This is a genomic window from Acinetobacter portensis, assembly GCF_010646905.1.
In the GTDB taxonomy this organism is placed as follows: Bacteria; Pseudomonadota; Gammaproteobacteria; order Pseudomonadales; family Moraxellaceae; genus Acinetobacter; species Acinetobacter portensis.
In genome coordinates this window covers 2,224,997-2,251,916 of sequence record NZ_JAAARQ010000002.1, presented here as the reverse complement: position 1 = coordinate 2,251,916, position 26,920 = coordinate 2,224,997, and the positions used below count along the sequence as shown (strand labels likewise).

The following is a 26,920-nucleotide window of genomic DNA, read 5'->3' as shown; positions in this document are numbered from 1 at the left end:
TCACCTAATAACATTATGAATTAGAGGGTTTCTCTAATGATTTTTTTAAGTTTTTAATTAAAATTTCTCGACTATTATCAAGCTTTTCTAGTTCAATTGTCGAGTTACTTTGTTGGCTTTGTTTGACATGATATTGCCAAGCAGGAATTAAGACTTGCTGTGCTTCTTTAAAACGATCTAATAAACCAAATGAAAGCTGTTGTGATAATTGCATTTGTGTAATTGCAATATCATTACTAACTTGAAGTGTTTGCAAGGTATTAATTTTCTTAGATAACCGTTCAGAAAAATTATCTAAAGGATGTACATGAGTCACAAAACTAGGATATTCCACTAGAAATTCTTCGGCAGCAACAATATATTTCGACATTTGCTCACGTAAACCAATCAACTGCTGAAAACGTGCTTGTGATTTTTGAATTTCAAGTTGTAATTTTTGACTTAAATGATTTGCTCGATCCAGCAATGAATCGAGATTTTTATAATATTCAATTTGGCTTGAACCATACTCTATATCTATACCCAACCATTTTTGCAATGCATTAAATTTACGTTTATTTAAATGCTTTTTAGAACTCGCTAAAATCTGAATTAATTGTTCAATCGTTTGGCTCAGTTGATAGGTTAACTCTGGATCCACACCGTTTAATAGTACAGATTGAGCTTGAATAATCGAGTCTGCATAATGATTCAGTTTATATTGATCATTTAAAAGTGGCACTAAATCATTGCGCTTAATTAATAACACATCATTTCGATCAACCCTAATTTCTTTTATTGGAACTAAGATATCAATTTGCGACATGATTCAAAATGCTCATAAATACATCACTTTATAGTACTGAATCTATCATATGAGTTTGTGGCGTTTTTGCAATTAAATATTCTATTTAACTTCATACTTTTATTACATATATTCTTTGCATAAAAAAGCCATGTTTATACATGGCTTTTTCTTCTAAACCTTAAATGATGATTATAAATAATCACCTTCACGCTCAGGTTGATAAAGAATTTTTTCAATTTTTACTTTCATAATGTGACCATCTGGTTGAGGCCATTCTATTTCTTGACCTTCCGATAATCCTAAAATTGCAGCACCTACAGGTGCAACAACATTCAACTGACCTTTTTCACCGTTAAAGTCATGTGGGTAAACCAAAGTAACTTCGGTTGCTTCTATTGATGGTGCAAGCGTAATCAAAACCTTAGCATTCATACTCACCACATTGGCAGGTACATCTTTTGGTGCAACAACTTCAGCACGTGCTAATTCATCTTCTAGATGTTTCATTGTTGGCGTTAATTCATTTTGATGTTCCAACATGGTTTCTAAACGATGTAAGTCTTGTTCTGAAAGAATAATATTGGGTTTTGACATTGAATATGTTCCTATAATTTTATAAAGCTAAATTCATAACAGCCAATAAATTTATTGTTATCTCTCATTCTTTTATATCAGAAATAACAAAGATGAGTTAACTTTTCATTTTTTAATAGCAATAAAAAAAGCCCCCTTGAGGGGGCTTTTCTCAAGTAGAAATTAGTTAGCGTAAACTGGGAATTTAGCGCAAACAGTTTCAACTTTCGCTTTAACAGCGTTAATTACAGCTTCATCGCCTTTCGCATCTAAGATGTCAGCGATCCAACCTGCAAGGTCACGTACTTCTGCTTCACCAAAACCACGAGTTGTCACAGCAGGTGTACCAATACGGATACCTGAAGTCACAAACGGAGAACGTGGATCGTTTGGTACAGAGTTTTTGTTCACAGTGATGTGAGCAGCACCTAACCAAGCATCAGCTTCTTTACCTGTAATGTCTTGTTTAATTAAAGACAATAAGAATAAATGGTTTTTCGTACCACCAGAAACAACTTCATAACCACGTGCAATTAATACTTCAGCCATCGCTTGAGCATTAATAACAACTTGTTGTTGGTAAGCTTTATATTCAGGTGCCATTGCTTCTTTGAAGCAAATAGCTTTAGCAGCAACAGCGTGTACTAATGGACCGCCTTGGTTACCTGGGAATACAGCAGACTGTAATTTTTTCTCGATTTCTTCGTTTGCTTTCGCAAGGATTAAACCAGAACGTGGACCACGAAGCGTTTTATGCGTTGTCGTTGTCGTTACGTCAGCAATTTGAACTGGGCTTGGGTAAACGCCAGCAGCAACTAGACCAGCTACGTGAGCCATATCTACAAATAGGTAAGCGCCAACTTTGTCCGCGATATCACGGAAACGTTGCCAATCAACAATTTGGCTGTACGCAGAGAAACCTGCAACAATCATACGTGGCTTGTGTTCTACAGCTAAACGTTCAACTTCTTCATAATCGATTTCACCTGTTTCTGGGTTTAAACCGTATTGAATTGCGTTGTAAGTTTTACCAGAGAAGCTTACTTTTGCACCGTGAGTCAAGTGACCACCGTGAGCAAGGCTCATACCCAAAACTGTGTCGCCTGGGTTAAGAAGTGCTAAGTAAACTGCTGAGTTCGCTTGTGAACCTGCATGTGGTTGAACGTTAGCGTAATCTGCACCAAAGAGTTCTTTAGCACGGTCAATTGCCAATTGTTCGATAACGTCTACGTATTCACAACCGCCATAGTAGCGTTTGCCTGGGTAGCCTTCTGCGTATTTGTTTGTAAGTTTTGATCCTTGAGCTTCCATTACTGCTGGTGAGCAATAGTTTTCTGAAGCAATTAACTCGATGTGCGCTTCTTGGCGAGCATCTTCTTGAGTAATAGCTTTCGCGATTTCTGGATCAAATTCAGCAACTGAGATATTGGCAAACATTAGCGAGGTCCTATTAAATTAGGGCTTTTAAGCCGTGCTAAGATTGGCGCATAGTGTAGCATGAAGTTTATAAATTTTGAGAATGAACTTTGCTCACTTTTACATAAAATTTACGTATGTTTTCAAAAAAAATCTCATTTTAAGTAAAAACAACTTATTGAAATGATATTGAAGTTTTGAAATATTGATTTAAATCATCAAAATATAATTTTGCAAAAAAACATAATGATGAGCAATCACCCAAACGGCTTTATTCTGTTTAGATATTTATTAAACAAATTCAATTTTAAGACAAAAATTCTAGTTTAGACCAAAGATTCAAACATAAAATTGAAGTCATTGTTTTCATAAGCTATATTCTAATTTTTACTTTGATTAAAAAATCATGTATGCGCTTATTCTGTTAATACTCGGTTTTATATTGGGCTTTTTCACAAGAGGCTTAATCAGCAAACCTACCTATCAGCAAAAGAAGCGCTCATATTATCGCCCACTAACTCATCAACAAAAATTACAACTCAAAAGTTTTCACCAAACAGATAGCGATAGAATTCGTGAATTAAATTTACTCAGCACCAATGAAAGTTCATTCCTAAGATTACTTAAACAAACTTTTATAGATTTTGATGTCGCGATTAAACAAAAAAGATTCATTATTTTAGACAAAGACAAAATGCCATGTGCCATTTTTGAATATAGAGATGGTACTCAAGCCATTAAATTGGTCGATAAAGAAGATGGTATTCCGCTACATCTATATAAAGGTTTAATCTCTAGTTCAGAATTAAAAATAGACTATCAAAACATTATTTCAGCATATAAATAAAAAATCGTTTCAATGTTCCCTCATTCAATTGTCACTGAACAAACGATAATGTTAAATTCAACAGAATTACTAATTCTTTTGGAATGCGATATGCAAGCCATTATCCTCGATACAGAAACACACACATTAAATGGTCAACCCATTGAAATTGCATACGCACCTATTCAAATAGAAGATGGTAAACTGACTTTAGATAAATCTAAACTTTTTGATCAGCTGTATTCTGTAGATGAACCAATTTCATTTGCGGCAATGGCAGTTCATCATATTTTAGAATCTGACTTAGTCAATCAGCCACATTACACCACGTTTAAACTACCTGCCGACACCACTTACATTATTGGTCACAATATTGATTACGATATTCGCGCCTTAGAAAAATGTGGTGTCGATAGTTCAAATATTAAAGCCATTTGCACACTTGCTTTAGCTCGAAAAGTTTGGCCAGATGCTGAAGCACATAATATTTCTGCACTTATTTATATGATTACCAAAGGCAGTGAAAAAGCCCGCGATATGATTAAAAAAGCGCATCGTGCAGATATGGATATTATTTTAACTGCGAATATTTTAATGCATGTGGTTCATCAATTAAAAATTAACAGCATGGAAGAATTATTTGAAATTTCTGAAGATGCTCGTATTCCACGTACCATCAATTTTGGTAAGCATCGTGGAACGCAAATTTCCGATTTACCTGCCGATTATATTCAATGGCTCATGCGTCAAGATGACCTAGATCCTTATCTTCGAAAAGCTTTAGAAAATAAAGCTATTTCAACACCTTAATAGATTTAAATCTACTTAAAGACCGTTATTACTTACAAGAGAATTTTTCATTTAAAGCAAATAAACGGTTCTCTTGTAAAAATTGCTAACAAATAATTTAGAGCTTTTATATTTAAGCCGATTCATAATGATAATTAAAATAATAGAAGTAGATCCTCCTCCAGTCTACTTCTATATTTTTATGTATTTAACAATAAAACTAACGCGTACATTCATCATCGACCTAATTTTAAAGTTAACTTCTGTTGTATTTCATTTGAGAATCTAAGAAATAAAAAAGCTCGCATTTCTGCGAGCTTTAGGTTGGAAGGCTAGTGCTGATTTCTTGTTTAAATTAATTAAACGCAATGAGCTGTCAATGATCCGTCCAACTTCTTTGTAGCGTCTATACACGACCTACTGTAAGTTCAATATAAAACCTGATGCTTAAATCGACAAGTCTTCAACACATTTCTAAACATCATCCCTCATAGAATCATCTTGAGTTTTTCTAGAAAAAGTTCAGAATATTACGTGGAATATTTATACAAATTTAAATTTCTTTATATTTTAAGTACTTTGTTTTTAATTCTATCTGTATTTGTTCTAAAATTGGCAAACTTTCCATAGGTATTCAAAAAGTACCTGCCCTTTTTCGGAAAACTTAATGATCTTCCAATATATTCTTAGTGATCTTTATAGATACTGCGGTAACACATCACTTCAATCTTTTATTAAAAATTACTTCTTTAATCGAGGTTTTAATTTCAGTTTTTGGTTGCGTATTGCGAGTTCTAAATCGTGGATGGGGAAATTAGCTTATCCAATTTTTTATTATAAAAAGAAAAAATACGGTATTGATATTCATTGCTCAACTCAAATTGGCTATGGCTTATATATTGGTCATGGTGGCCCTTTGGTCGTGAATCCAACAACTATTATTGGTAACAATGTGAACTTATCTCAATTCACAACCATTGGTGCAAATGGTGGAAAACAAGCCGCTGTAATTGGCGATAATGTTTATATTGGTCCAAATGTTTGTATTATTGATCATGTGAATATTGGTAATAATGCAACCATTGGTGCTGGCAGCGTTGTAACCAAAGATATTCCTGAAAATGCAACTGCTGTTGGAAATTATGCAAAAGTCATTAATTACAATAATGCAGGCGAATCTGTAAATAGACGTTGGACTATTCAATAATATTTCCAAATAAAAAAAACCGCCTAATTGGCGGTTTTTTTATTAAAGCAATAAATTAGAATGCTACACGAACACCAAAACCATAAGATACGCCATTGATATCAGCAGAACCTTCTTTTCCATCAACTAATTTCACACCATTTTCATAATATTCAACATCACGGTTATAGAACCATTTATAGCCAAGCGAAGCATATGCGCCTATATTATTTGTAAACATATAACCAGCTTCAACACTTACAGGAATAAATAAGTAATCTGCATCAAACTTATAGCTCACTGCATTATCAACACCAGATTCTTTTATATTTGCATAACCTAGACCGGCTGCACCTAAAACATATACATTATTTTGGTTATAAAATTTGTATTGAGCACCTGCAGAATATTGATCTGTATCTACAGCACCATCATCTTGGTTTTCATATTTAGCCCAAATACCAAAATCATTGAAGTCATATGCACCTGCAATTTCAAAACCATTTAGACGTGCTTTGCCTAAATTTGAAGAATCAAGTTTAGTTCCTGCATAACCTAGTTTTACCGAAAACTTGTTTTCATCTACTTGAGATTGGCTAGATACATAATTTGGAGAAGTACCTAAAGTCGCAGGTGTGCTGCTTTGAATGATTAATGGCTTGTCTGCAAATGCTGTTGCTGAAACCAAACCAACTACCCCAGCTAAAACTAACTTTTTCATATAATTACCAAATATTATTAAACAAAAAAAAGAGCTATCAAGATACAGTAAATACTTATAAAATATATAGTTAATTATACCAAAGTTTAAATATTTCATGCCCAATCTAAAATATTAGTTTAATCATAATATTTCATTGACCACCTAATCTAGTAATACAGAAAAATTACGTCCACTCTCAGCCCATTGAATAAGCATTTGTGTTGAATGTGCAGTGCCGAATTTATTTAGGTTGGATATTTGCAATGCCACATTCAGGCAAAGGTCGCTCGGCATACAGCAATTCAATATTTTGTTAATTTCATTCATCAATAGTAACTATGGGGAACTTTACTCATATTTAGCTTGGTTTTATTCAACATAAAAAAACCAGCCGAAGCTGGTTTTTCAATATGCTTAAATCAAAAAATTTACCATGTGTATTCAAGACCAAAATTCACATGATCTGTTTTTGAGCTTGATGAAGAGAACTTGCCATTGTATTGACCAAACAGCGATACATTGGCTTTTGTATTCATCTTAAAGCCTAAGTTCACATCTACACTTGTTTTTTGTGGCTCACCACCATTTATCGTAAATAAGTAACCTGGTGCAGAAACAAAATTTGCTTCAACTTCACGATCTGTCGATAAATCATGATTTAGACTGAAACGTGCATACGGTTGTAATACCCCCATATTCAATTCGTAATTCTTATCGAACTGAACACCTACAAATAATGGAGCAGAATAGTTACGGTTACGTTCATATTTCAAACCAATATCAGTACTCGCACCTGTTGTTTCTTTTTCTGTTGTTCCATCGTATTGCGTCATAGCAAATTGTGCACCCACAAATGGTGTCACATTTATGCCATCTACAAGGTATTTGTAACCAGCCTCTAAACGCGTCGTCAGCATTCCACCTTTGAAATCTGCTTCCACTCTATTTTGAATGTCTGCTACAGGAGGAGTTGCTTGATCATTCCCTTTTAGATAAATGTCACGCGTTGTGGTTGCTTTTAACCAGTCATATCCCAACATACCTTTAACGTAGTATTGTTCAAAGTCTTTAATACCAAAGAACGTTACACCCGTACTTTCTACCGTACCCGTTGATGCTCGATCTTTAATTTCATAACGTGCTTTACCATCAACAAATGCCGCACCAATTAAAGTGCTTGGATCTATTTCATAGTCTAATGCGACCATTAAACGATTTGAATTTGAGGTTACATCTGCAATTCCATCTCTTGATTTCCCACTCAGTGTTTGGTGCCCATCATTACCAGCTACCCATAAACGCCATTTGTTGCTATCTTGGCAATTTTTCACATCTGCACGAGATGAACCTGAAGCATCTTCACTAGAACAAGTTAATGCCACTGAACTATTGGTTTTCACTAAGTTAGACTTAGAACGCCAAAAATCCATTTGAGTTGAAATATCATTGACAGAATCATTTACTAATGTAAATGCTGATTGATGGATTGCAGCAGAACCTTCACCAGATATTGCATTATAATTAGCTTGTAGTGTTTCTAAATCTGGGCTGTAGTAAATCACATTAGCAATGCTTTCAAATGCAGGTGTATTTTGCACCGTTTGAATTCTATTAATAACATCGCCCATACGAACACCATTCGGTGTTAAACCATCTTGAATGTAATTATAGTTAGATAGTAGCGACATGCCACCATTACCATTATTCTGCAAGTTGTAGCGAGAAATTGCAGATGGTAAGAACACCAATTGCAAGCTATTTGATAGATTCAATTCATTAGCATTAATGAAACCCAGATTAAAATCACCTGGTGTAACCAAACCAGAATTCATCACATTAATCGCAATTGTTCCGTCCAAATTCACTGAACCAGACACATCCATCGTATCGTATGTTCCAATAGTTGAATTTGTACTCGACATCGTCATCATACGACCTAAATCGCCAGCATTACCGCTATTACGATCTGCATTATAATCAAGATAGAATACCCCTGAAGATAACTGCGTAAAATCACCAACCACATGGGTTGAACTGATTTCATCCACCCCTCCAATTGACCAGTTTGCATCATTAATAACTTGACCAACTTGTGGTGTAGTATTTCTAAACATCATACGTGACGTTGGATTTGGTTCATTTGAAAACTGCATAAGTTGTCCAGTAAGCACCCAACCATTATTTTGATTGATCAACGTACTCGAACCATCAGGTAAATAGATGCTTCCTGTAATAAAACCACCATCATTGGTAATGGTATTGCTACTGTTATCACCAATAATTGCAAATGAATCTGAATAGCCTACTCGCTCTAAACGAATATCATCATTTACATAATGGCTGTTAATTGTTCCTGTACCTGTCAGATAACCTTTATTAAGAACTGTATTGTCTTTACCATCATATAATGCCAAGGCAGCACCATTACCACTACCACCAATAATGACAGTATCTTTCGCAATATCTATTTCAATATTACCATTTTGACTACCAGCACTTTGAGCTAAGACGCCTATTGAGCCTTCACCCGATGTAATGATACGACCATCAAGTGCTATAGAAACATTTCCTGCTTCACCTTGACCGCCCACTGTACCCGAGAAAAAGCCACTAATATTGCCATCACTATCTATTAAGTTCGCATAACCACCACCGCCAGCAAGCGATTGCGCAATAATACCGTGAGCATAATTACCCGCTGTATAAATAGAGGCTACTTTTTTAATTGGCGTAATTGCAACAGAGTCATCATCTGGATCGTTGTTTGGTTGAGTTTGCTGAGATAGTGCCACTACTGGCATTGGTCCAAGCTTGATAATCACATCACCAGCATCGCCTTTCGCAGTATTACTTACATTATTATTTGGAGAGTTGTCTTGATCCACACCAGCAGCATAACCTCCACCTCCGCCAATCGATTGCGCAACGATTGCGACTGCACCATCACCTTCAGTGGTTATAAATCCTGTGCTAATTGCTTCAACATCATTCGCTTGTCCAGCATCATTTATGCTTGCATCAACCACATTACCAAATTCGAGATAATGACTTAAACCTATAATACCGCCACCGCCAGTAATAGATTGCGCAACAATAGCAGATGATAATTTGCCCGCTGTATACAAAATATTGTCATTGTTTACTTTGACTTTACCGCTCTGGCCTGAAGCACCTTCCCCACCTAAAACAGCATATGATGAAATATTATCTAAACCGCTAGTTAGGCCACCACCGCCAGAAATTGATTGTGCAACAATGGCAGAAGAATGCTCCCCCTCTGTAAGTAATATTCCACTATTAGATGCAGTAATTAAGTCTGAATCACCTGCACCACCATTATAAGCACCCGACACTAACAATCCTTTTGCACTGCCCGTTGTACCACCACCACCTGCGATAGACTGAGCAGCCATTGCTTCAGAACCATTTCCAGAGGTACGGATAATACTGTTAGCAGCATTCGTTAGTACGACTTTACCTGATGAACCACCATTTGAAGGCGAAGCTAAATTCTTATAATACAATTCTAAAGGTGTTGAAAGTACACCAATAATTGTATTTGCCGCACTACTCAAACCTGATGCTAATTTATTCGATAAATTATGCACACTGTAAATAGCACCATTACCTAAGCCCGCTGCTGCTGCACCTTGATCAAAGGTTGCTAAAACATTTTGAGTATTGTCATTAATAATATCTGATACATCAATACCATTAGCTTCTCCACCCATACCACCGCCACCAGCGATCGATTGAGCAACAATACCTTTCGATTGATGATCATTAGTCACGATATAGTCTGCAGTGTTATTGACTTTCACGTCGCCTGCATCACCTGCACCTGCTCCATTTCCACCAATAGCAACATATGCACTTTCAATGGTTGTAGTATTGGCTTCTTTAGTTACAACACCACCATCGCTAGAACCACCCTTACCGCCACCACCTGAAATCGATTGTGCAACAATTGCAGATGCATTTCTTCCTTTGGTGAATAGATTACCGGCATTTTGTACATTTACATTGCCACTATCTGCACCATCTCCACCAAATCCACCAATAGCAACGGAAGCTGAAGCTCCACCACCTAAACCACCACCACCAGCAATAGACTGGGCTAGTATAGCTGTTGAATCAACTTTTGAAGTCGAAATTTGACCCGAGTTCTGTACGGTTACGACACCCGATTTACCACCTAAACTACCAAAGCCACCAATGCCTAATGTTCCAGATGCATGTCCACCAATACCACCACCACCACCTATCGATTGAGCGATAATACCTGCTGAGTTTGTACCTTTAGTTTTTAAATTTGCTTCATTGGTCACGAAAACTTCGCCACTTTCGCCAGCATTTGAACCAAAACCACCTAATGATAGTGTCCCTGTAGCATTACCACCTTTACCACCACCACCAGAAATCGATTGTGCAACAATCGCTGCGGAATCATTCGATTCAGTCTGAATTACAGCATTTTCTAAATTATTTACAGTAACCTTGTCACTATGACCACCATTCGCTGTAAATGTTGGAACACCAATTCGATTCAAAATATTTTCAAGTGCACCACCACCAATTGCGACAGTAGCTTGTTCTACACTTCCACCAATACCACCACCGCCACCAATAGACTGTGCCAAAATCCCTTCTGATCCATATCCTTTTGTGACTATGATGGCATCATTAATAACCTTAACTGTTCCACCATGACCTGCACTACTACCAGAACCACCAATACCTACCGTTGATTCACCAGTAACGTTACCTCCAGCACCACCACCACCACCAATTGATTGGGCAATAATGCCTCGTGAGCTTTCGCCTAAGGTCATTAAATCAATTTGGTTATTGATAGTGACAGCTTTAGCATCACCTCCAGCTCCAGCTCCACCACCTATTGCTAATTTTCCTGAAGCACTCCCGCCAATACCACCACCGCCACCAATAGACTGAGCAAAGATGGCATCTGAATATGCTCCTTTGGTGATAATGCTAAAAATTTCATCTGCTAATACGCTACGTCGAGTCGTAATTTCTACCGTGCCAGCATCACCTGCTGAGCCTGTTATCCCCGAGGTATCAACAGTTTCACCTAATAACCCAGCAATAGCACTCACACCTACTGCAATCTCTTGCTGTAAAGCACCACCACCAACACCAACCGTAGCACCGAATGCATTACCACCATTACCACCGCCACCACCAATCGATTGCGCTAAAATACCTTTTGCATTAAGACCTTCAGTGTAAATAGATGCCGAATTGGTAATTTTCACTTCATCTGCATTTGCAGCTGTTCCCTTATAGCCCCCCACAGCCAATGTCATTGAATGTGAATTAGATTCGCGACTATTGATATTGAAAGAACTTGCATCTACAAGTGCATTACCTCCATCTCCACCACCACCACCAATGGATTGCGCATAAATACCATTCGAACCATCCCCTTTGGTTCGTAACTCTGAAGAGTTCGTAACTTCTACTTTATTACCTATATTGGCATTACCACCAAAACCACCAACACTAAGTGAAATATTTGTATCAGACTCAGCATTAGGATCATCAATATCACAACCACTGTCGCATTGGAGAGAAAGTGCTTTAGTTGTTGAATTCCCACCGTTACCACCACCACCGCCTATCGACTGTGCTTGGATTGCACTCGAAAATTCACCTAAGGTGTAAATATACTCACCTGTACTTTCAACCTTCACAACTCCTGAATTATTTCCAGAACCACCAAATCCACCTACAGAGGCTGCTAATGTGGTTGCAGAACTTTCATTATTTAAGAAACCACCTGGATTAAATGTCCCTGAATAACTCGAACCACCATTACCACCACCACCACCAATCGATTGTGCCAATATGCCTTGGGAACCATACCCTTTGGTAAATAGGTTAGCTTGGTTTTTTACATCAACGAGTTTAGATAGGTTGCCTGTTCCACCAAAACCACCGACGCTTGCTGCTACATTAGTTGCCGAGTCTTTTGTGAATGCAGTCGCACTAATAGCAACCGATGAACCACCGTTACCACCACCGCCACCAATAGACTGTGCTTTGATTGCTTGCGCTTGGTCACCCAATGTATAAATATTTGATTTATTTAATACATTAACTTCACCAGCTTCATTTCCTCTACCACCAGATCCACCTAATGCAAATGCAACCGATGTTGTATCTAAAAGTGATCCTGTTAATGAAATAGCACTACCACCATTACCACCACCACCACCAATAGACTGTGCTGTTATACCTGTTGCAGAATCGCCAAATGTATATATTTCACCTTCGGCTTCACGTAAAACAGTCACTGTATTCGCCATTCCACCGACACCACCTTTTCCACCAATTGCAACACTCGCTTGCATTGATGAATCTCTACTTGCAGTAAGTGTTGCAGCAATACTCATACCACCATTACCGCCACCACCACCAATAGACTGTGCCAATACACCATGTGATGAATCACCAAATGTGATTAGTGTTCCTAAAGAATCAACATTCACGGTGCCTGCTGAGTTTCCTGAACCACCTTGACCACCTAAGCTTACATTGGCGCTGTATGCACCACCTTCAGCACCGGCACTCACAGTCAAGGTACCAGCTACAGCAGTACCTCCATTACCACCACCACCACCAATCGATTGCGCTAAAATTGCATTTGAATCTTGCCCTAATGTAGTGATGTTGTCAGAACTTTCGACTTTCACATTACTCGCCGATCCACCAGAACCACCAGAACCACCAATTGCAACCGCAGCTGTTACAGCATTATTAAGCGATCCAGCAATAGAAAAACTTCCAGCTAAACCACCATTACCACCACCACCACCAATCGATTGGGCATTAATACCGTTAGATGAGTCATTTTGAGTCAATATCGAAGATATATACTTTGCTGTTAAATCTTTTTCATGTTCCGCAATAGAAACGCTATTTTGAACATGTTTTATATTGTCTGAAATAACTGTAACGTCTGAAGCTTTATTCCCAGAACCTCCAGAACCACCGACACTTGCACTTAATGCTGCCGCTGTGTCTTTTGAAATGGCAATGCTACCCGCAACAGCTAAACCACCATTGCCACCATTACCACCAATCGATTGAGCATTGATACCATGTGATGACGTACCTACTGTCTGTATAAGTGCATTTATATTCTGGACAGTTACAGTGCCTGCAACTCCGCCAGTACCACCTTCTCCGCCAAGACCAACAGCAATACCTGCTGCCATATTGGCGCTACCCGCTGCTGCAGCGCCAACAGTTAGACCACCGACACCGCCATTACCACCTATTGACTGTGCACTAATACCATCTGAAAAATTACCTGTTGTTTTAATACTATTATTTGAATTATTTACCGTTACTTTATTTTTATATTCTGTTTGAGAAGCAATATCACCACCTTTACCACCTAAAGTTACAGTTGCTGCAAGCGCCTTATCTCCAGATCCCGCAATAGAAGCACCTACAGAAATACCACCAGCACCACCATTACCATTGATAGACTGAGCTAAAATACCATGTGCAAAGTCACCTTGTGTTGTAATATCACCGAAATTATCTACCGTTACAGAATCTGCAACGTTTGCTGTACCACCATCACCACCAACAGCGGAAGACAATGCAACAGCACCTGTCGCCCCGCCTGCAACACTTGCACCAATTGCTAAACCACCATTACCGCCATTACCTCCAATGGACTGTGCAACAATACCTTTAGAATGATCCCCCTGCGTAAATAAATCACCATAGTTTGTTACACTTACAGTATTTGCAATCGCACCTGCACCTGCTTGCCCACCTATAGCAATTGAAGCACTCACAGATACTGGGCCTGAAGAACCTGATGCAGCTGCTGCAACTGAAGTCCCACCATTTCCCCCTGAACCACCAATCGATTGTGCAACAATTGCTGACGAGCTTTGTCCTAGGGTCTGAATTTTGTGATCAGAAATTAAATTAACTTTCCCTGCAGTTCCTCCAGTACCACCTTTTCCACCAAATGCAAGACTCAGTGCGCCACCACCTGTAATATTACCATTTGCTGAAGCAGCAATTGATGTACCTCCATTCCCTCCAGAACCCCCTATAGATTGTGCAAGCACACCTGAAGAGTTATCTCCAATGGTAGTAATTAACTTCGGATTCACCAACTGAGCGATAGACTGATTAGTTGTTGTAATCAAACGCTTCTTATCTGCTTCGGATAAGTTATTACTTTCAGTTAATATCCTTGTATTTTCTTCAATTAGTGCTCGACTTTCATCTGATAACAATGTCACATCTACTGTACTAGATGAACCACCGCCCCCGCCTTTTCCACCTAATGCCAAAGAAGCTCCAGCAATACCAGAAGCAGATGCAGCTACACTAAAACCACCATTACCACCTGCCCCACCAATCGACTGAGCAATTACAGCTGTTGCATTATGACCTCGGGTTTCTAAATTTGCTTTTGAGTCGATGATGACATTCCCAGCGTTGCCACCAACACCACCAAGTGCCCCAGGCCCAAGTGCCAAACTAATACCACCAATACTGCCCGCTATTGAACCACCAGCATTACCACCCTCACCACCAATAGATTGACTCACAATTGCAGAAGAACCATCACCTTTTGTCAAAATGCCAGCAGTATTCGTAATCTTCGCTTCTTTACTTGTTCCACCTACAGCACCATTGCCACCTAATGCAAATGATGCACTCGTTGCTCCAGCACCTATAGCCACAGACAGTCCACCTGTACCACCACTACCGCCAATGGATTGCGCTAAGATACCTGTGGAATCTAGACCTTCTGTTGTAATAATTGCATCATTCTTTACTTCCACATTGCCTGATTTCGCACCGCTACCACCAGAACCACCTAAACCTATATTTATCGCAGTCCCTACAGATACACCCGCAGCAATTGCCATTCCACCATCACCACCAGCACCACCTATAGATTGAGCTGTAATACCCGTAGAACGGTCACCATGAGTAGAAATAATTGTATTCTTAGAGGTTGTCACATTTACTTTACTTGATTCAGCCCCTGTGCCACCGCTACCACCCAATGCAATTGAAGCGCCAACCCCAGTCACACCTATATTTGCAGAGATAGCTACACCACCATTACCACCTCCGCCACCAATCGATTGAGCTTTAATTGCTGAAGAGTTATTTCCCCAAGTTGTAAGTTCAGTTTTATGTTCAGTAGTCGCATTTTTACCAACTTCGACTTCAACGACTCCAGCTTTTCCACCGCCGGCACCACTACCACCGACTGCTAAGCTGAAACCAGCTCCCCCACTTATTGCTAGACTTCCGTTACCACCACCGCCACCAATTGATTGAGCTAAAATAGCTACGGAATTATCTGACAGAGTCTTATTGTTTTCTTTGCCTGTTGTAATGTTCGCATCATTTTCAACTTTAACCTTATCTGAATCATTCCCAGCCCCACCATCACCACCAATAGCTACACCAACTAAACCAGCACCAATAGTTAAACCACCATTACCACCACCACCACCAATTGATTGTGCAACAATGCCATGCCCATTTTTGCCTAAAGTTGTAATGTCACCAGAAGAAGTATTTCTAACCTCAACTTCTCCCGCTGTTCCACCACTTCCACCGCGTCCACCAATCCCAACTAAACCTGCACTTAAACCTGCATTACCACCACCACCACCAATCGATTGAGCTAAAATTCCGTAAGAGCTATCCCCTTTGATTTGTAATTTACCCTGATTTACAACAGTTACAGTACTACCATCTCCACCAGCTTTACCTGCTGCACCAAGGCTAACAGCACCAACCGTCGAACCACCATTACCACCACCACCACCAATCGATTGTGCTGTTATAGCGTACGAGTTATTACCTGTAATAATAATTTCAGCTTCAGAATTTACAGTTGATGTATTTGCATTCCCCCCCATACCACCATTACCACCAAGTGCAGCAAGTCCAATACTTGATCCACCATTACCACCAGCACCAGCAACTGACTGAGCCAAAATACCATTCGAGTTATGACCAACAATTTCAATACGTGTTGCATTGTCTGTTGTAACGGAAACAGCACCAGCTTGCCCTGCTGTATTGCCTCGTCCCCCACTAGAAACAATGCCACCAGCATTACCGCCATTACCGCCATTACCCGCCGCACTTATTGCGGCAATACCTGAAGAATTATTATCTTTAATATAAATATCTGTTGTTTTTACATCTGCATATGCATTTTTACCTAAACCACCACCACCACCGTTTCCACCACCAGCAGCAATCGTATATGAACCTCCACCTTTACCACCATTCCCACCTTGTGATAAAGCTAAAACACCAATGCTTCCTTTATTTTGAGTAGATTCAATATTAATTTTTAAATGATTAACTTGAATCTCTGCATCTGATGCATCTCCACCTTTACCACCTTTTTTTCCATCTCCACCTAAGTAATAACTACCACCACGTCCACCATCCCCCCCTTTACTAATTGAATAAACCGCTGCTTTATTAGCTGTGCTTGTTGTACTTGAATTAAAGGTTATTTCCTTACCATTACCATTAACAATCGTTGTAAATGGAGCACTTACACCATTACCCGTATCAACAGTAATGCTATCACCAGAAGCTGCATCTACATCATTTGAAAAATCACCCTGAATACTCCAACCATATTTATCAGATGAAATTATTACTGCAGCAGAACCTGAGTCAGGATTTGACTCAACGATATTTACAACAATACTTTCGCTTATCGCTGGATCACTATTCGCAGTAAAAACTCCATTCTCATATTTGCCATATTGTTTACTTACAGCCATAGTTTTTGTAAGTCCCAAATAGAAATGTCCGGTTTCTCCAAAGTAGAAATGTCCGCTTTTAGAATACTCAACTAGAGATTTTCTTAGCGGACGATTTAATATGTTGGTGTCTATGTCGGATAAAGAACTTAAACGATTGTCAGTCTTACAAGAAGTCTGTGATCGACGCATAACGCAATCTAAAGCTTCAGAGCTTTTACAACTCTCAGAACGCCAGATCCGGCGCTTAATTCAAGCCTATAAAGCTCACGGTCCCGCAGCATTGGCTCATGCCGGTCGTGGTCAATCGAGTAATTCTAAGCGATCAGAAGAACTAAGATTACACTGCCTGACTATCATTGCAGAACAACTCTATGGTTTCGGGCCGACCCTAGCACATGAAAAGCTTAGCACTGTACATGGGTTGGATATTTCAGTGGAAACGCTACGTTGCTGGATGATTGCAGCTGGCTTATGGATTCCACGCTCCAAACGCATGAAACGCCCATATCAACCCCGCTATAACCGTGATTGCTTGGGTGAACTCATTCAAATCGATGGCTCATATCATGACTGGTTTGAAGGAAGAGCCGCTAAATGCTGTTTACTGGTTTATATTGATGATGCGACCAGTAAATTACAGCACTTACGTTTCTGTGAAACAGAATCAACCTTTGATTATATGCTTTCGACACGCTGCTATATCGAACAACATGGCAAGCCTTTGGCTTTTTATAGTGATAAACATTCAGTATTTAGAGTGAATCAGAGCAGTAAACAAGAAACTAAAATAACGCAGTTTGGACGTGTGCTGAGTAGATTGAATATTGATATTATCTTTGCCAACTCCCCACAGGCCAAGGGTCGTGTAGAACGCGCCAATAGAACCCTTCAGGATCGTCTGATTAAAGAGATGCGCCTAGAAGGTATCAATAGCATTGCAGAGGCGAACGCCTGGTTGCCCTGCTTTATTGAGCAATTTAATCGTAAGTTTGCCAAAGTGGCATCGAATCCCAAAGACCTACATCGCTGCAGCACTGAAACCCCTCAGGAATTAGATAGTATTTTTACTTGGCGGGAACCACGTAAAGTCAGTAAAAGCCTCACCATTACCTACGATAAGTGCATTTATATTTTAGAAAATATTGAACAAAACCATACTTTGATGGGTAAATATATTGAGTTCTTAGAATATCCAGATGGTACGGTTGGCATTGAGTATCAAGCAAGAAAGATCAATTACAGCATCTTTGATAAATTAAGTCAGCTGAATCAGCGAGAAGTAGTTGAGAACAAGCGTTTAGGGTCTGTCTTAGCGCATATTCAACAACAGCATGAGGAATTAGAACAACAAAACAAACGTAATCGCTCTCAAAAAATGCCAAGCAGACGTGCACAGAAAACAGTAATTCAACAACGAAATATAAATCCTGCGCTTGACTTAGAAATGTCCTTATAGGACATTTCTATTTGGTTATTAGGTAGGACATTTCTACTTTGGAATAACAGTTTTCGAAGAGTCAAAAATATAAGATGTATCACCTGATGTATTAATAGGTGTAAATGTAACCTCATATGCATCTGTTGAGTTTGAAGCCTTATAAGTCACTTTTAAAATATTTGTATCTGGATCAAAGTCAGGTTTTTCAATATTATATTCAACCCCATTAATAGATTCACCCTTACCACCACCACCAGGTGGCACAAATAAAGCTCCATTACTACCATTACTACCATTTGAACCTGAAATAATAGCGCCTACAGATTTATTATTAAGTACACCTGTATTAATCGAAATAGTACGAGTAAATCCATTTGAATTTGATTGACATGAAACACCATTACCATTTGTACAGTCGACTCCAGCATTTACAGAAAATAAACTTTGAACTGTCGCAATTAGAACCCCACCCATTACGAGCTTAGAGCTACGCTTTCCTTTACGTTTTACATTTTCAGCAACTGCAACCCAAGTCCCTAGAGTTTCACTCCAAATAATACGATAAATGTGATTCATGTCCTTACCTCAAGTAAGAGCGCTTGTCCCGTATCCAATAAAAAACTAGTAATATATAAACAATTATTTATATTGAAAAATTTAACGAGATAGCAACGTATTCCTAATTAACTAAACCAATACTTTATCTACAAAAGCACATGGTTTTCCCTAGTTTGAATTACACTACAGACATATAAATTTACATATCACTACAATTTGGTATTTTTAATACCTAATCACATAATTTTTTAATTGGTTATTCACATTAAAATTTATGAATTTAATATTAAATACAACATCTTATATAAAATAAATTAAGTTTATTTTTGCAAATTAAAGTTTTTCAAATCTTTTTTTATTTCTTAAAAACTGTAACTATATGTTGAAATATCGTGTATAAACTCACAAATAGATCCTTATAAATATGATTTGTCTTTTTATAAGTAACTGAGCTACAGTGAAAAATAAAACACACTAATACTTAGTCTCTACTATCTGATTTTCTCTTAAATAAACTACAGGAAAAGGAATATATTTTATGGAACAACATGAAATGATCTTACCAACACCTGTCTTAGTCTTAGAAGATGATATTTCCATGCAACAACGCGCGGAAAATCTATTGATTGAATTGGGTTATAAAAAAAAGGACTTTATTTTCTCTCAGTCAATTCAAGATGCTAAATACCAAATTTCACAGCATCAAATTGGACTCGCCTTAATAGATTTGGGGTTACCAGATGGATCTGGTCTAGAAATTATTAGTCTACTCAACCAACTTAATCCTGATATTCCATCTTTAATTATATCAACATGCAATACTCAAGAAACGATTTTGCACGCAATCAAAAATGGTGCTACAGGCTATTTTTTAAAAGAGCGTGATGACTTTGAAATTTTACTCTCTATCCGTAGTGTAATTCGTGGTGGAGCACCAATAGATCCATTTATTGCTCAACGAATTTTAGAAAAAATTTCTTTTCAATCAATAGAAAAAGATACTAATACGGTTCAGAATGATTTACTCTCTAAAAGAGAAAAAGAAATTTTAAATTTAGTATCCTTGGGGATGAGTAATAGAGAAATTGCCGAATCGCTATTTCTCTCAAAATATACAATCGAATGCCATATAAAGAATATTTATCGAAAATTGTCTGTAAGCAACAGATCAAAAGCCATTCATACTGCACGCAATTTAGGCTTATTAGCTTAGTAATACTGTGTCTAATATCTTTTAGTTGCCAAATACATGCAAATACAAAAAATATTAAACAAATTTGCAAACCTCAAATCACCTCAGTTCAAACAGCTAAAGCGCTTCCACAAAATCAAGATATACGCCCTTCAACTGGATGGGTAAATGTACACAAATTTCCAGATTTCACAAAGTTTCATTGGCCAAATTATAAAGGTGATATTTGGTATCAAATACACTGGTCTGATCAATGTCCAGATGCAAAAGAACCTCTTGGTCTGGTTATTAGTCACATCAATATGGCTGGCAAAGTATATTTAAATAATGACTTACTTTGGCAAGATCAATCTTTAATTGAACCTTTATCTCGCAGTTGGAATGTACCTCGTATTTGGTCACTTCCTCGATCAGAAATACAACAGAAAAATAATACGCTTTGGATTTATGTTGCAAGCTCTCCTATTCAAGAAGCGAATCTAGGTCGAATTCATCTTGACACCTATAATCAAGTGTTACCTCTTTTTAATAAATATCAATTTAATCAACGGACATTAATTACTATTGGTTTTCTCATCAATATTATTGTCGGTATTTTTTACATTATGGTCTGGATTATTTACCGTAAAGAATCAGCATATTTATGGATTAGCATTAGCGTACTATTTTGGGTTTCTTATTCATCATTTTTTATTATTACTTCTCCATCACTAACTACATTCCAACTTGAAAGATTTTTAGCATGGTTATTTTCAACCTATACCATAGTTTCTTGTATTTCAATTTGGAGATTTGCCAATTTAAAATTTCCTAAAATTGAAAAACTACTATTCGCTATATTTCTTATTGCAACAATTGTATTTATTTCGACTCCCGATCTATACCTTAAACAAGCCATTCAAGCCTTTTTTATAATAAATATGATTGTTTTTTTATTAGAAAATTCCACTTATCCATTTTTAATTTATAAATCTAAGCAAATTGAAATTTATTTAATGGCTGCTTTACATGCTTTCTTTGTGCCTGTTGCATTACATGATGCTTATATAATATTGACGTATCAAAATGAGTTTTGGTCGCCATTTATTACACCATTTACTGCTATATTTTTAGGATTATTATTAGGACTCAGATTGTATCGCAATAATAATGTGATTTCTAAATTCAACCAAACACTGACTGAAGAAATTAATCATGTAACACTTAAATTAAGTACATCATTAAATTCTCAATATAAACTCGCTTTAGATAATATTCTACTACAAGAAAGAATTAACTTATCAAGAGATCTTCATGATGGAATTGGTGGTTCACTTGTACGTTCAATTGAATTTGTGAATAGAAATGAGCATCTAGAAAAAGATAAATTTTTATCAATTCTAAAGCTACTTCGTAATGATCTACGACAAATTATTGATCAAGGCTCTAGTTTAGATGCTCAGACACCTGAAAACCCAATTTTATGGGCGGCTTCTACCCGATACAGATTCATGGAAATCTTTGATGAACTTTGTATTGTTGCACATTGGAATTTACCACTGGAATGGATTTATCCACCAACCTCTTTGCAATGTTTAACCTTAACTCGCGTACTTGAAGAAGCACTAACTAATATTTTAAAACATAGCCATGCAAAAATTATCCATATATCTCTCATTCAAACCCAAAATGATTTAACGCTAAATATAGTAGATGATGGTATTGGATTCGATACCGATTTGGTCTCAAATGCTGCACATGTAGGATTACATAGTATGAAAATGCGAGTGATCCGCCTTGAGGGTCTATTTGAAGTTAAATCTTCAAGTAATGGAACAATCATTAAAGTAAGATTTAAAAAATCATAAAAACTATATTGTAATAAAGCTTATTATTCATTTTTATTAAAGAAATGGTGCGCTCAGCGGGACTCGAACCCACGCCACAGGCTTCGGAGACCTGTACTCTATCCAGTTGAGCTATGAGCGCGCGACGCACATCATAACAAAAAAAACCAGAAGGTAAAGCATCTATATATAAGTAACTATTTTTAGTGCTTATACTTTATACAACGTTCTAAATTTACAACAGAGTATTTCTCTTTATTGGCTTGGTTTCTGAACCAAGATCACTCACAATATGCCTATTATTCACCTAGCGAGAAATACATGACTGATGCACTAGTGCTAAAAGATCTGTCTAAGACCTATAAAAATGGTTTTCAAGCTTTGAAAGGCGTAAGTTTAACTGTACCAGAAGGCGAATTTTATGCACTTCTAGGACCAAATGGTGCAGGAAAATCAACGACCATTAGCATCATCAGCTCATTGACTAAAAAAACTTCGGGTTCTGTAGAAATCTTTGGTCATAATTTAGATACCCATCCATCGCAAGCAAAACAATGCCTTGGTATTGTGCCTCAAGAATTTAACTTTGGTCACTTCGAAAAAACATTCGATATTTTAGTGACTCAAGCAGGTTATTACGGCATTCCTAAGAAAGTTGCAGAACAACGTGCAGAACAATATTTAGAAAAATTGGGGCTTTGGGATAAACGAGCAGTTCAAGCTCGCATGCTTTCAGGCGGTATGAAACGTCGCTTAATGATTGCCCGTGCCATGATGCATAATCCTAAACTTCTTATTCTAGATGAACCAACAGCAGGTGTAGATATTGAACTTCGACGTTCTATGTGGGATTTCCTCACAGAAATGAATGATCAAGGCACATCTATTATTCTTACGACACATTATTTAGAAGAAGCAGAAATGCTGTGTCGTCGAATTGCAATAATTGACCGTGGTGTAATTAAAGAAGACACCTCAATGAAGAACTTCTTAAATCAACTTAATGAAGAATCTTTTATTTTTGATTTAGCACAACCGATTCAAGCTCCTGCTTTAGACATTATTGGTGTGCATTTCAATTTAATCGATGCTGTAACTTTAGAAGTTACTATGGATAAAGCCCATAGCTTAAATGAACTCTTCCAATTACTTGAAGCTCAAGGAATACAAGTTCGTAGTATGCGTAATAAGTCGAATCGTCTTGAAGAGTTATTTGTCAAAATGGTCGAAAAGAACCTAGATGGAGCAGCGCAATAATGAATTTCACTCAACTTAGAGTTGCGCTTTATACCCTTGTTCATAAAGAAATCCGTCGTTTTATGCGCATTTGGCCGCAAACATTATTACCGCCTGCCATCACCATGAGCCTTTATTTCGTGATTTTCGGTAATTTAGTCGGGTCACGCATTGGACAAATGGGTGGCTTTAGCTATATGCAATTTATTGTGCCTGGTTTAATTATGATGGCGGTTATCACCAATAGCTATTCCAACGTATCTTCAAGTTTCTTTAGTGCTAAATTTCAAAAAAGCATTGAAGAATTGATTATGAGCCCTGTACCTCTGCATGCCATTTTATGGGGTTATGTTTTAGGTGGTGTTGCTCGAGGTGTGCTTGTTGGTATTATTGTTACAGCAATGAGCTTATTTTTTACAGACCTTTATATTACCAATTGGTTTGTGACTATATATACAGTACTTATCACCTCTTTCTTATTTTCATTGGGTGGCTTTATTAATGCTGTTTATGCAAAGTCATTTGATGATATTTCAATTATTCCAACCTTTGTACTTACACCACTCACCTATTTAGGTGGCGTATTTTATGCCATTTCAGCATTAAGCCCATTTTGGCAAAATCTATCTTTAGTTAACCCTATTGTTTATATGGTCAATGCTTTCCGTTATGGCATTTTAGGTCATAGCGATGTGAATGTTGCTCTATCTTTAACAGTCATTACATTATGTTGTGCTGTGCTTTATGGCATAGCGTACTATTTACTTTCTCGTGGTTCAGGAATGCGTGAATAATGAGCGTAGAAAAATCTTTATTGGGTAAAGACACCCATTACCCAACACAATATCAACCCGATATTTTATTTCCCATCTCTCGTGAACAAGCACGTGAGTCTTATAGTCATATCAATCATATTCGTCAGGGTAAGGATTGGTGGCATGTTTTTGAAATTTCATGGTTAAATGCACATGGAATTCCTCAAGTGGCGATTGGTCGTTTGACACTTCCAGCATCATCACCCAATCTCATCGAATCGAAATCTTTAAAGCTGTACTTTAATAGTATGAACTTTACCAAGTTCGACTCTAAAGAAGCTTTTATTGCTACTGTAGAAAAAGATTTATCTGCGGCTGCCGAAGCTGAAGTGACAATTGACTTATTTGATGCAAATGATTTAGACATTGCACAGCCTGAAGGCATTTGTATTGATGATCTTCTACCTGAGCGTTTGGAAAATCATCCAGATTCATCTTTATTAAAACTTGATGATTCAAATGAAGATGTTGAAGTTCAGCTTTATTCACATTTATTAAGAAGTAACTGTCCAGTCACTGGACAACCCGATTGGGGTACTGTATTTATACGATTTAAAGGTAAAAAGCCTTGTTACAGAAGTATCTTGGCTTATATCATTTCGTATCGTCAACATAACGGTTTCCACGAACAATGTGTGGAACAAATGTTTGCCGATATTTGGCAAAACCTTAAACCTGAAAAGTTAATGGTTTATGCAACTTATACACGTCGTGGCGGTTTAGATATTAATCCATGCCGTGTATCTGACTTAACATGGATGCCTCGCCCAATTCGATTGGCACGACAGTAAAATAAACAACATTGAGGTTGAACAACTATGCCATTTTTTGGATTTATTCCATCTAAAGAACTTTTAGACAGCATTGAAATAGCACAGCAAAAGAAAAATTCAAGTGAGCCACTTTATCCACTACGTGATAAAACAGCTTTACTCATTAATGATGAGATTATTGATGCAATTTTGACTGAGCTTGTTCGTCATTTTCCACCAAGTGATAAACGAGATACCGCTGAAAAATTGGCAGGTTATGTGAAATCTACTGTTGCAGTTTTACTTAAACAGCTCATGAGCAAAGCTTCTAATGATGTTGTGAAACAATCTATTGAATTTTCAAAAAGTAGCTTATTTAAAGATGCTGATGGAAATTTACGTGTTGGTGAGAATCTAGATGCAAGTTTGGTGACAAACTTAAAGATGACTTTCGCTGAAATTAAAGCTGGAAATGATGTGAATAAAGCAGCTTTGTCAGAATTGTATAAACAATTTGCTGAAGCAACTGTTCGTCACTTTATGATCGACTTTAATAAAACACTCGATTTAGGCATGATTAAACGCAAAGCTGCCGATCTTGGTGCTTCTGCCGTAACAAAAGCCGTGCATATTGCAACCGACAAAATCTTTCTTAATTTAACTAAAGATGAATTACTGACTGTTGCTGAATATCATGACAGTTTGTTTCACAACTAAACACCTTTATTCTCTTATCTCCATTAAAACCTAGCATTGCTAGGTTTTTTTGTATCAATATTTTTAGATTCATTATCACTCTATAATTTCCTGTGATAGCATCCAAAACATTACAATTAATCCTATATTTAGCTATGTCTTCAGACATCCAGTATAAATTTTTGCGCTATTCGCCTCGAAACGGTTTAGGCAAATCAAATAAAATGTCTTTTTTCCAACGTCTACATTTAGACCCTTGGCTGTGTTTGTATATTTCACTTACTGCTTTACTTGGATTTGTCACGCTATATAGTGCATCTGGTGAAAATGTACTCATGCTATCTAAGCAAATCATGAGCTTTGGCATTGGTTTTATTGTGATGTTTATGCTTGCACAAATACAGCCTAAAATTTATGAATCTTTTACACCGTTTTTTTATGGTTTTGGTTTACTTGCATTAGCAGCTGTCTTTGTTATTGGTGAAGTGCGTATGGGGGCACAGCGCTGGATCGACATTCCTGGTTTTGGTAGCGTTCAACCCAGTGAGTTTATGAAAATTGCTATGCCAATGATGGCTGCATGGCATTTATCGAGAAGAAGCTTACCACCGTCTTTCTTTCGTATTACTACTACTTTAGCTCTCACCGTTTTACCGTTCCTGATGATTGCAAAGCAACCCGATTTAGGCACATCTGCATTAGTACTTGCCAGCGGGATTTTTGTTCTTTTCCTAGCTGGCTTATCCTGGCGTTTAATTGCTGTTGCAAGCACGGCTGTTGCAATTGTTGTTCCCTTTCTTTGGGAGTTTTTACTACACGATTATCAAAAGAAACGGGTCATGACTTTATTCAATCCTGAAGCAGATGCATTAGGATCGGGTTGGAATATTATTCAATCTAAAATTGCCATTGGTTCTGGCGGTATTTCAGGTAAAGGTTTTTTATCAGGTACACAATCACATCTACATTATTTACCCGAAGGTCATACAGACTTTATTATTGCGGCATTTTCTGAAGAGTTTGGTTTTATTGGTATTCTTATCTTAATGCTACTTTATTTTGCAATTATCATGAGAACTATGCAAATTAGCATGTGTTCTCCAGATAATTACGGTAAATTGCTTTCAGGTGGCTTAGGACTCGCCTTTTTTGTCTATGTTTTTGTGAATGCAGGCATGGTTAGCGGTATATTACCTGTTACGGGAATCCCTTTACCGTTTATGAGTTATGGCGGTACGGCAATTATTACGTTAATGGCATCTTTTGGCATCGTTATGTCAATCCACACACACAGATAATATGTTTGGAAATTTGTA

General features: G+C 37.5%; 17 protein-coding genes and 1 tRNA gene. 11 read left to right on the top strand and 7 right to left on the bottom strand.

What is annotated here, in order from left to right; genetic code table 11:
- Positions 1 to 13: 13 nt before the first annotated feature.
- The 3 genes from GTK57_RS10660 to glyA form a co-directional block, all read right to left on the bottom strand.
- The gene (locus tag GTK57_RS10660; RefSeq protein WP_163123412.1) at positions 14 to 805 is read right to left on the bottom strand and encodes a tellurium resistance protein; all 792 of its coding nucleotides are present in this window, start codon (positions 803 to 805) and stop codon (positions 14 to 16) included.
- A gap of 171 nt (positions 806 to 976) precedes the next feature.
- On the bottom strand, positions 977 to 1,381 hold the full coding sequence (rnk, locus tag GTK57_RS10655; protein WP_163123409.1) for a nucleoside diphosphate kinase regulator: 405 nt from the start codon (positions 1,379 to 1,381) through the stop codon (positions 977 to 979).
- A 162-nt stretch (positions 1,382 to 1,543) separates the two neighbouring features.
- Positions 1,544 to 2,797 (bottom strand): serine hydroxymethyltransferase, encoded by a 1,254-nt coding sequence (gene glyA / locus GTK57_RS10650; protein ID WP_152875162.1) that lies wholly within the window; start codon positions 2,795 to 2,797, stop codon positions 1,544 to 1,546.
- Positions 2,798 to 3,218: 421 nt separating this feature from the next.
- Here glyA and GTK57_RS10645 point away from each other — a divergent pair, with 421 nt between their 5' ends.
- From GTK57_RS10645 to GTK57_RS10635, 3 genes are all read left to right on the top strand, one after another.
- Positions 3,219 to 3,623, top strand: a complete 405-nt coding sequence (locus tag GTK57_RS10645) for a hypothetical protein (RefSeq protein ID WP_228720308.1) — start codon at positions 3,219 to 3,221, stop codon at positions 3,621 to 3,623.
- A 90-nt stretch (positions 3,624 to 3,713) separates the two neighbouring features.
- Positions 3,714 to 4,412, top strand: coding sequence for a putative quorum-sensing-regulated virulence factor (locus GTK57_RS10640; RefSeq protein ID WP_163123406.1), 699 nt, complete (start codon positions 3,714 to 3,716; stop codon positions 4,410 to 4,412).
- A 646-nt stretch (positions 4,413 to 5,058) separates the two neighbouring features.
- Positions 5,059 to 5,598 (top strand): serine O-acetyltransferase, encoded by a 540-nt coding sequence (locus GTK57_RS10635; protein ID WP_152875166.1) that lies wholly within the window; start codon positions 5,059 to 5,061, stop codon positions 5,596 to 5,598.
- A 55-nt stretch (positions 5,599 to 5,653) separates the two neighbouring features.
- On the opposite strand, the gene GTK57_RS10630 is transcribed toward GTK57_RS10635, so the two are convergent.
- Both GTK57_RS10630 and GTK57_RS10625 read right to left on the bottom strand, forming a co-directional pair.
- Positions 5,654 to 6,298 (bottom strand): porin family protein, encoded by a 645-nt coding sequence (locus GTK57_RS10630; RefSeq protein WP_163123404.1) that lies wholly within the window; start codon positions 6,296 to 6,298, stop codon positions 5,654 to 5,656.
- Between the two features lie 410 nt (positions 6,299 to 6,708).
- The gene (locus tag GTK57_RS10625) at positions 6,709 to 17,109 is read right to left on the bottom strand and encodes an autotransporter outer membrane beta-barrel domain-containing protein (protein WP_163123401.1); all 10,401 of its coding nucleotides are present in this window, start codon (positions 17,107 to 17,109) and stop codon (positions 6,709 to 6,711) included.
- 112 nt (positions 17,110 to 17,221) lie between these two features.
- Between GTK57_RS10625 and GTK57_RS10620 the strand changes: the two genes are divergently transcribed.
- Entirely contained in the window at positions 17,222 to 18,547 is a 1,326-nt protein-coding gene (locus GTK57_RS10620; RefSeq protein WP_171522146.1) for an ISNCY family transposase, read from the top strand.
- 33 nt (positions 18,548 to 18,580) lie between these two features.
- Here the strand turns inward: GTK57_RS10620 and GTK57_RS10615 are convergent, their stop codons facing one another.
- On the bottom strand, positions 18,581 to 19,105 hold the full coding sequence (locus GTK57_RS10615; protein WP_163123399.1) for an ESPR domain-containing protein: 525 nt from the start codon (positions 19,103 to 19,105) through the stop codon (positions 18,581 to 18,583).
- 520 nt (positions 19,106 to 19,625) lie between these two features.
- Here GTK57_RS10615 and GTK57_RS10610 point away from each other — a divergent pair.
- Positions 19,626 to 20,300, top strand: a complete 675-nt coding sequence (locus tag GTK57_RS10610) for a response regulator transcription factor (protein WP_152875172.1) — start codon at positions 19,626 to 19,628, stop codon at positions 20,298 to 20,300.
- Complete coding sequence (locus GTK57_RS10605; RefSeq protein WP_194240565.1) at positions 20,210 to 22,126, top strand: sensor histidine kinase; 1,917 nt, start codon at positions 20,210 to 20,212, stop codon at positions 22,124 to 22,126. Before GTK57_RS10610 ends, GTK57_RS10605 begins: the two co-directional genes overlap by 91 nt.
- Positions 22,127 to 22,171: 45 nt before the next feature.
- On the opposite strand, the gene GTK57_RS10600 is transcribed toward GTK57_RS10605, so the two are convergent.
- Positions 22,172 to 22,247 (bottom strand) — tRNA-Arg (locus tag GTK57_RS10600).
- A gap of 179 nt (positions 22,248 to 22,426) precedes the next feature.
- Here GTK57_RS10600 and GTK57_RS10595 point away from each other — a divergent pair.
- The 5 genes from GTK57_RS10595 (at position 22,427) to rodA (ending at position 26,902) form a co-directional block, all read left to right on the top strand.
- Complete coding sequence (locus GTK57_RS10595) at positions 22,427 to 23,362, top strand: ABC transporter ATP-binding protein (protein WP_163123396.1); 936 nt, start codon at positions 22,427 to 22,429, stop codon at positions 23,360 to 23,362.
- Entirely contained in the window at positions 23,362 to 24,135 is a 774-nt protein-coding gene (locus tag GTK57_RS10590; protein WP_152874255.1) for an ABC transporter permease, read from the top strand. Before GTK57_RS10595 ends, GTK57_RS10590 begins: the two co-directional genes overlap by 1 nt.
- The gene (queF, locus tag GTK57_RS10585; protein WP_152874256.1) at positions 24,135 to 24,947 is read left to right on the top strand and encodes an NADPH-dependent 7-cyano-7-deazaguanine reductase QueF; all 813 of its coding nucleotides are present in this window, start codon (positions 24,135 to 24,137) and stop codon (positions 24,945 to 24,947) included. Before GTK57_RS10590 ends, queF begins: the two co-directional genes overlap by 1 nt.
- A gap of 27 nt (positions 24,948 to 24,974) precedes the next feature.
- Positions 24,975 to 25,625: a hypothetical protein gene (locus GTK57_RS10580; RefSeq protein ID WP_152874257.1), complete on the top strand. Its 651-nt coding sequence runs from the start codon at positions 24,975 to 24,977 to the stop codon at positions 25,623 to 25,625.
- 134 nt (positions 25,626 to 25,759) lie between these two features.
- Positions 25,760 to 26,902, top strand: a complete 1,143-nt coding sequence (gene rodA, locus GTK57_RS10575; protein WP_163123393.1) for a rod shape-determining protein RodA — start codon at positions 25,760 to 25,762, stop codon at positions 26,900 to 26,902.
- Positions 26,903 to 26,920: the final 18 nt, after the last annotated feature.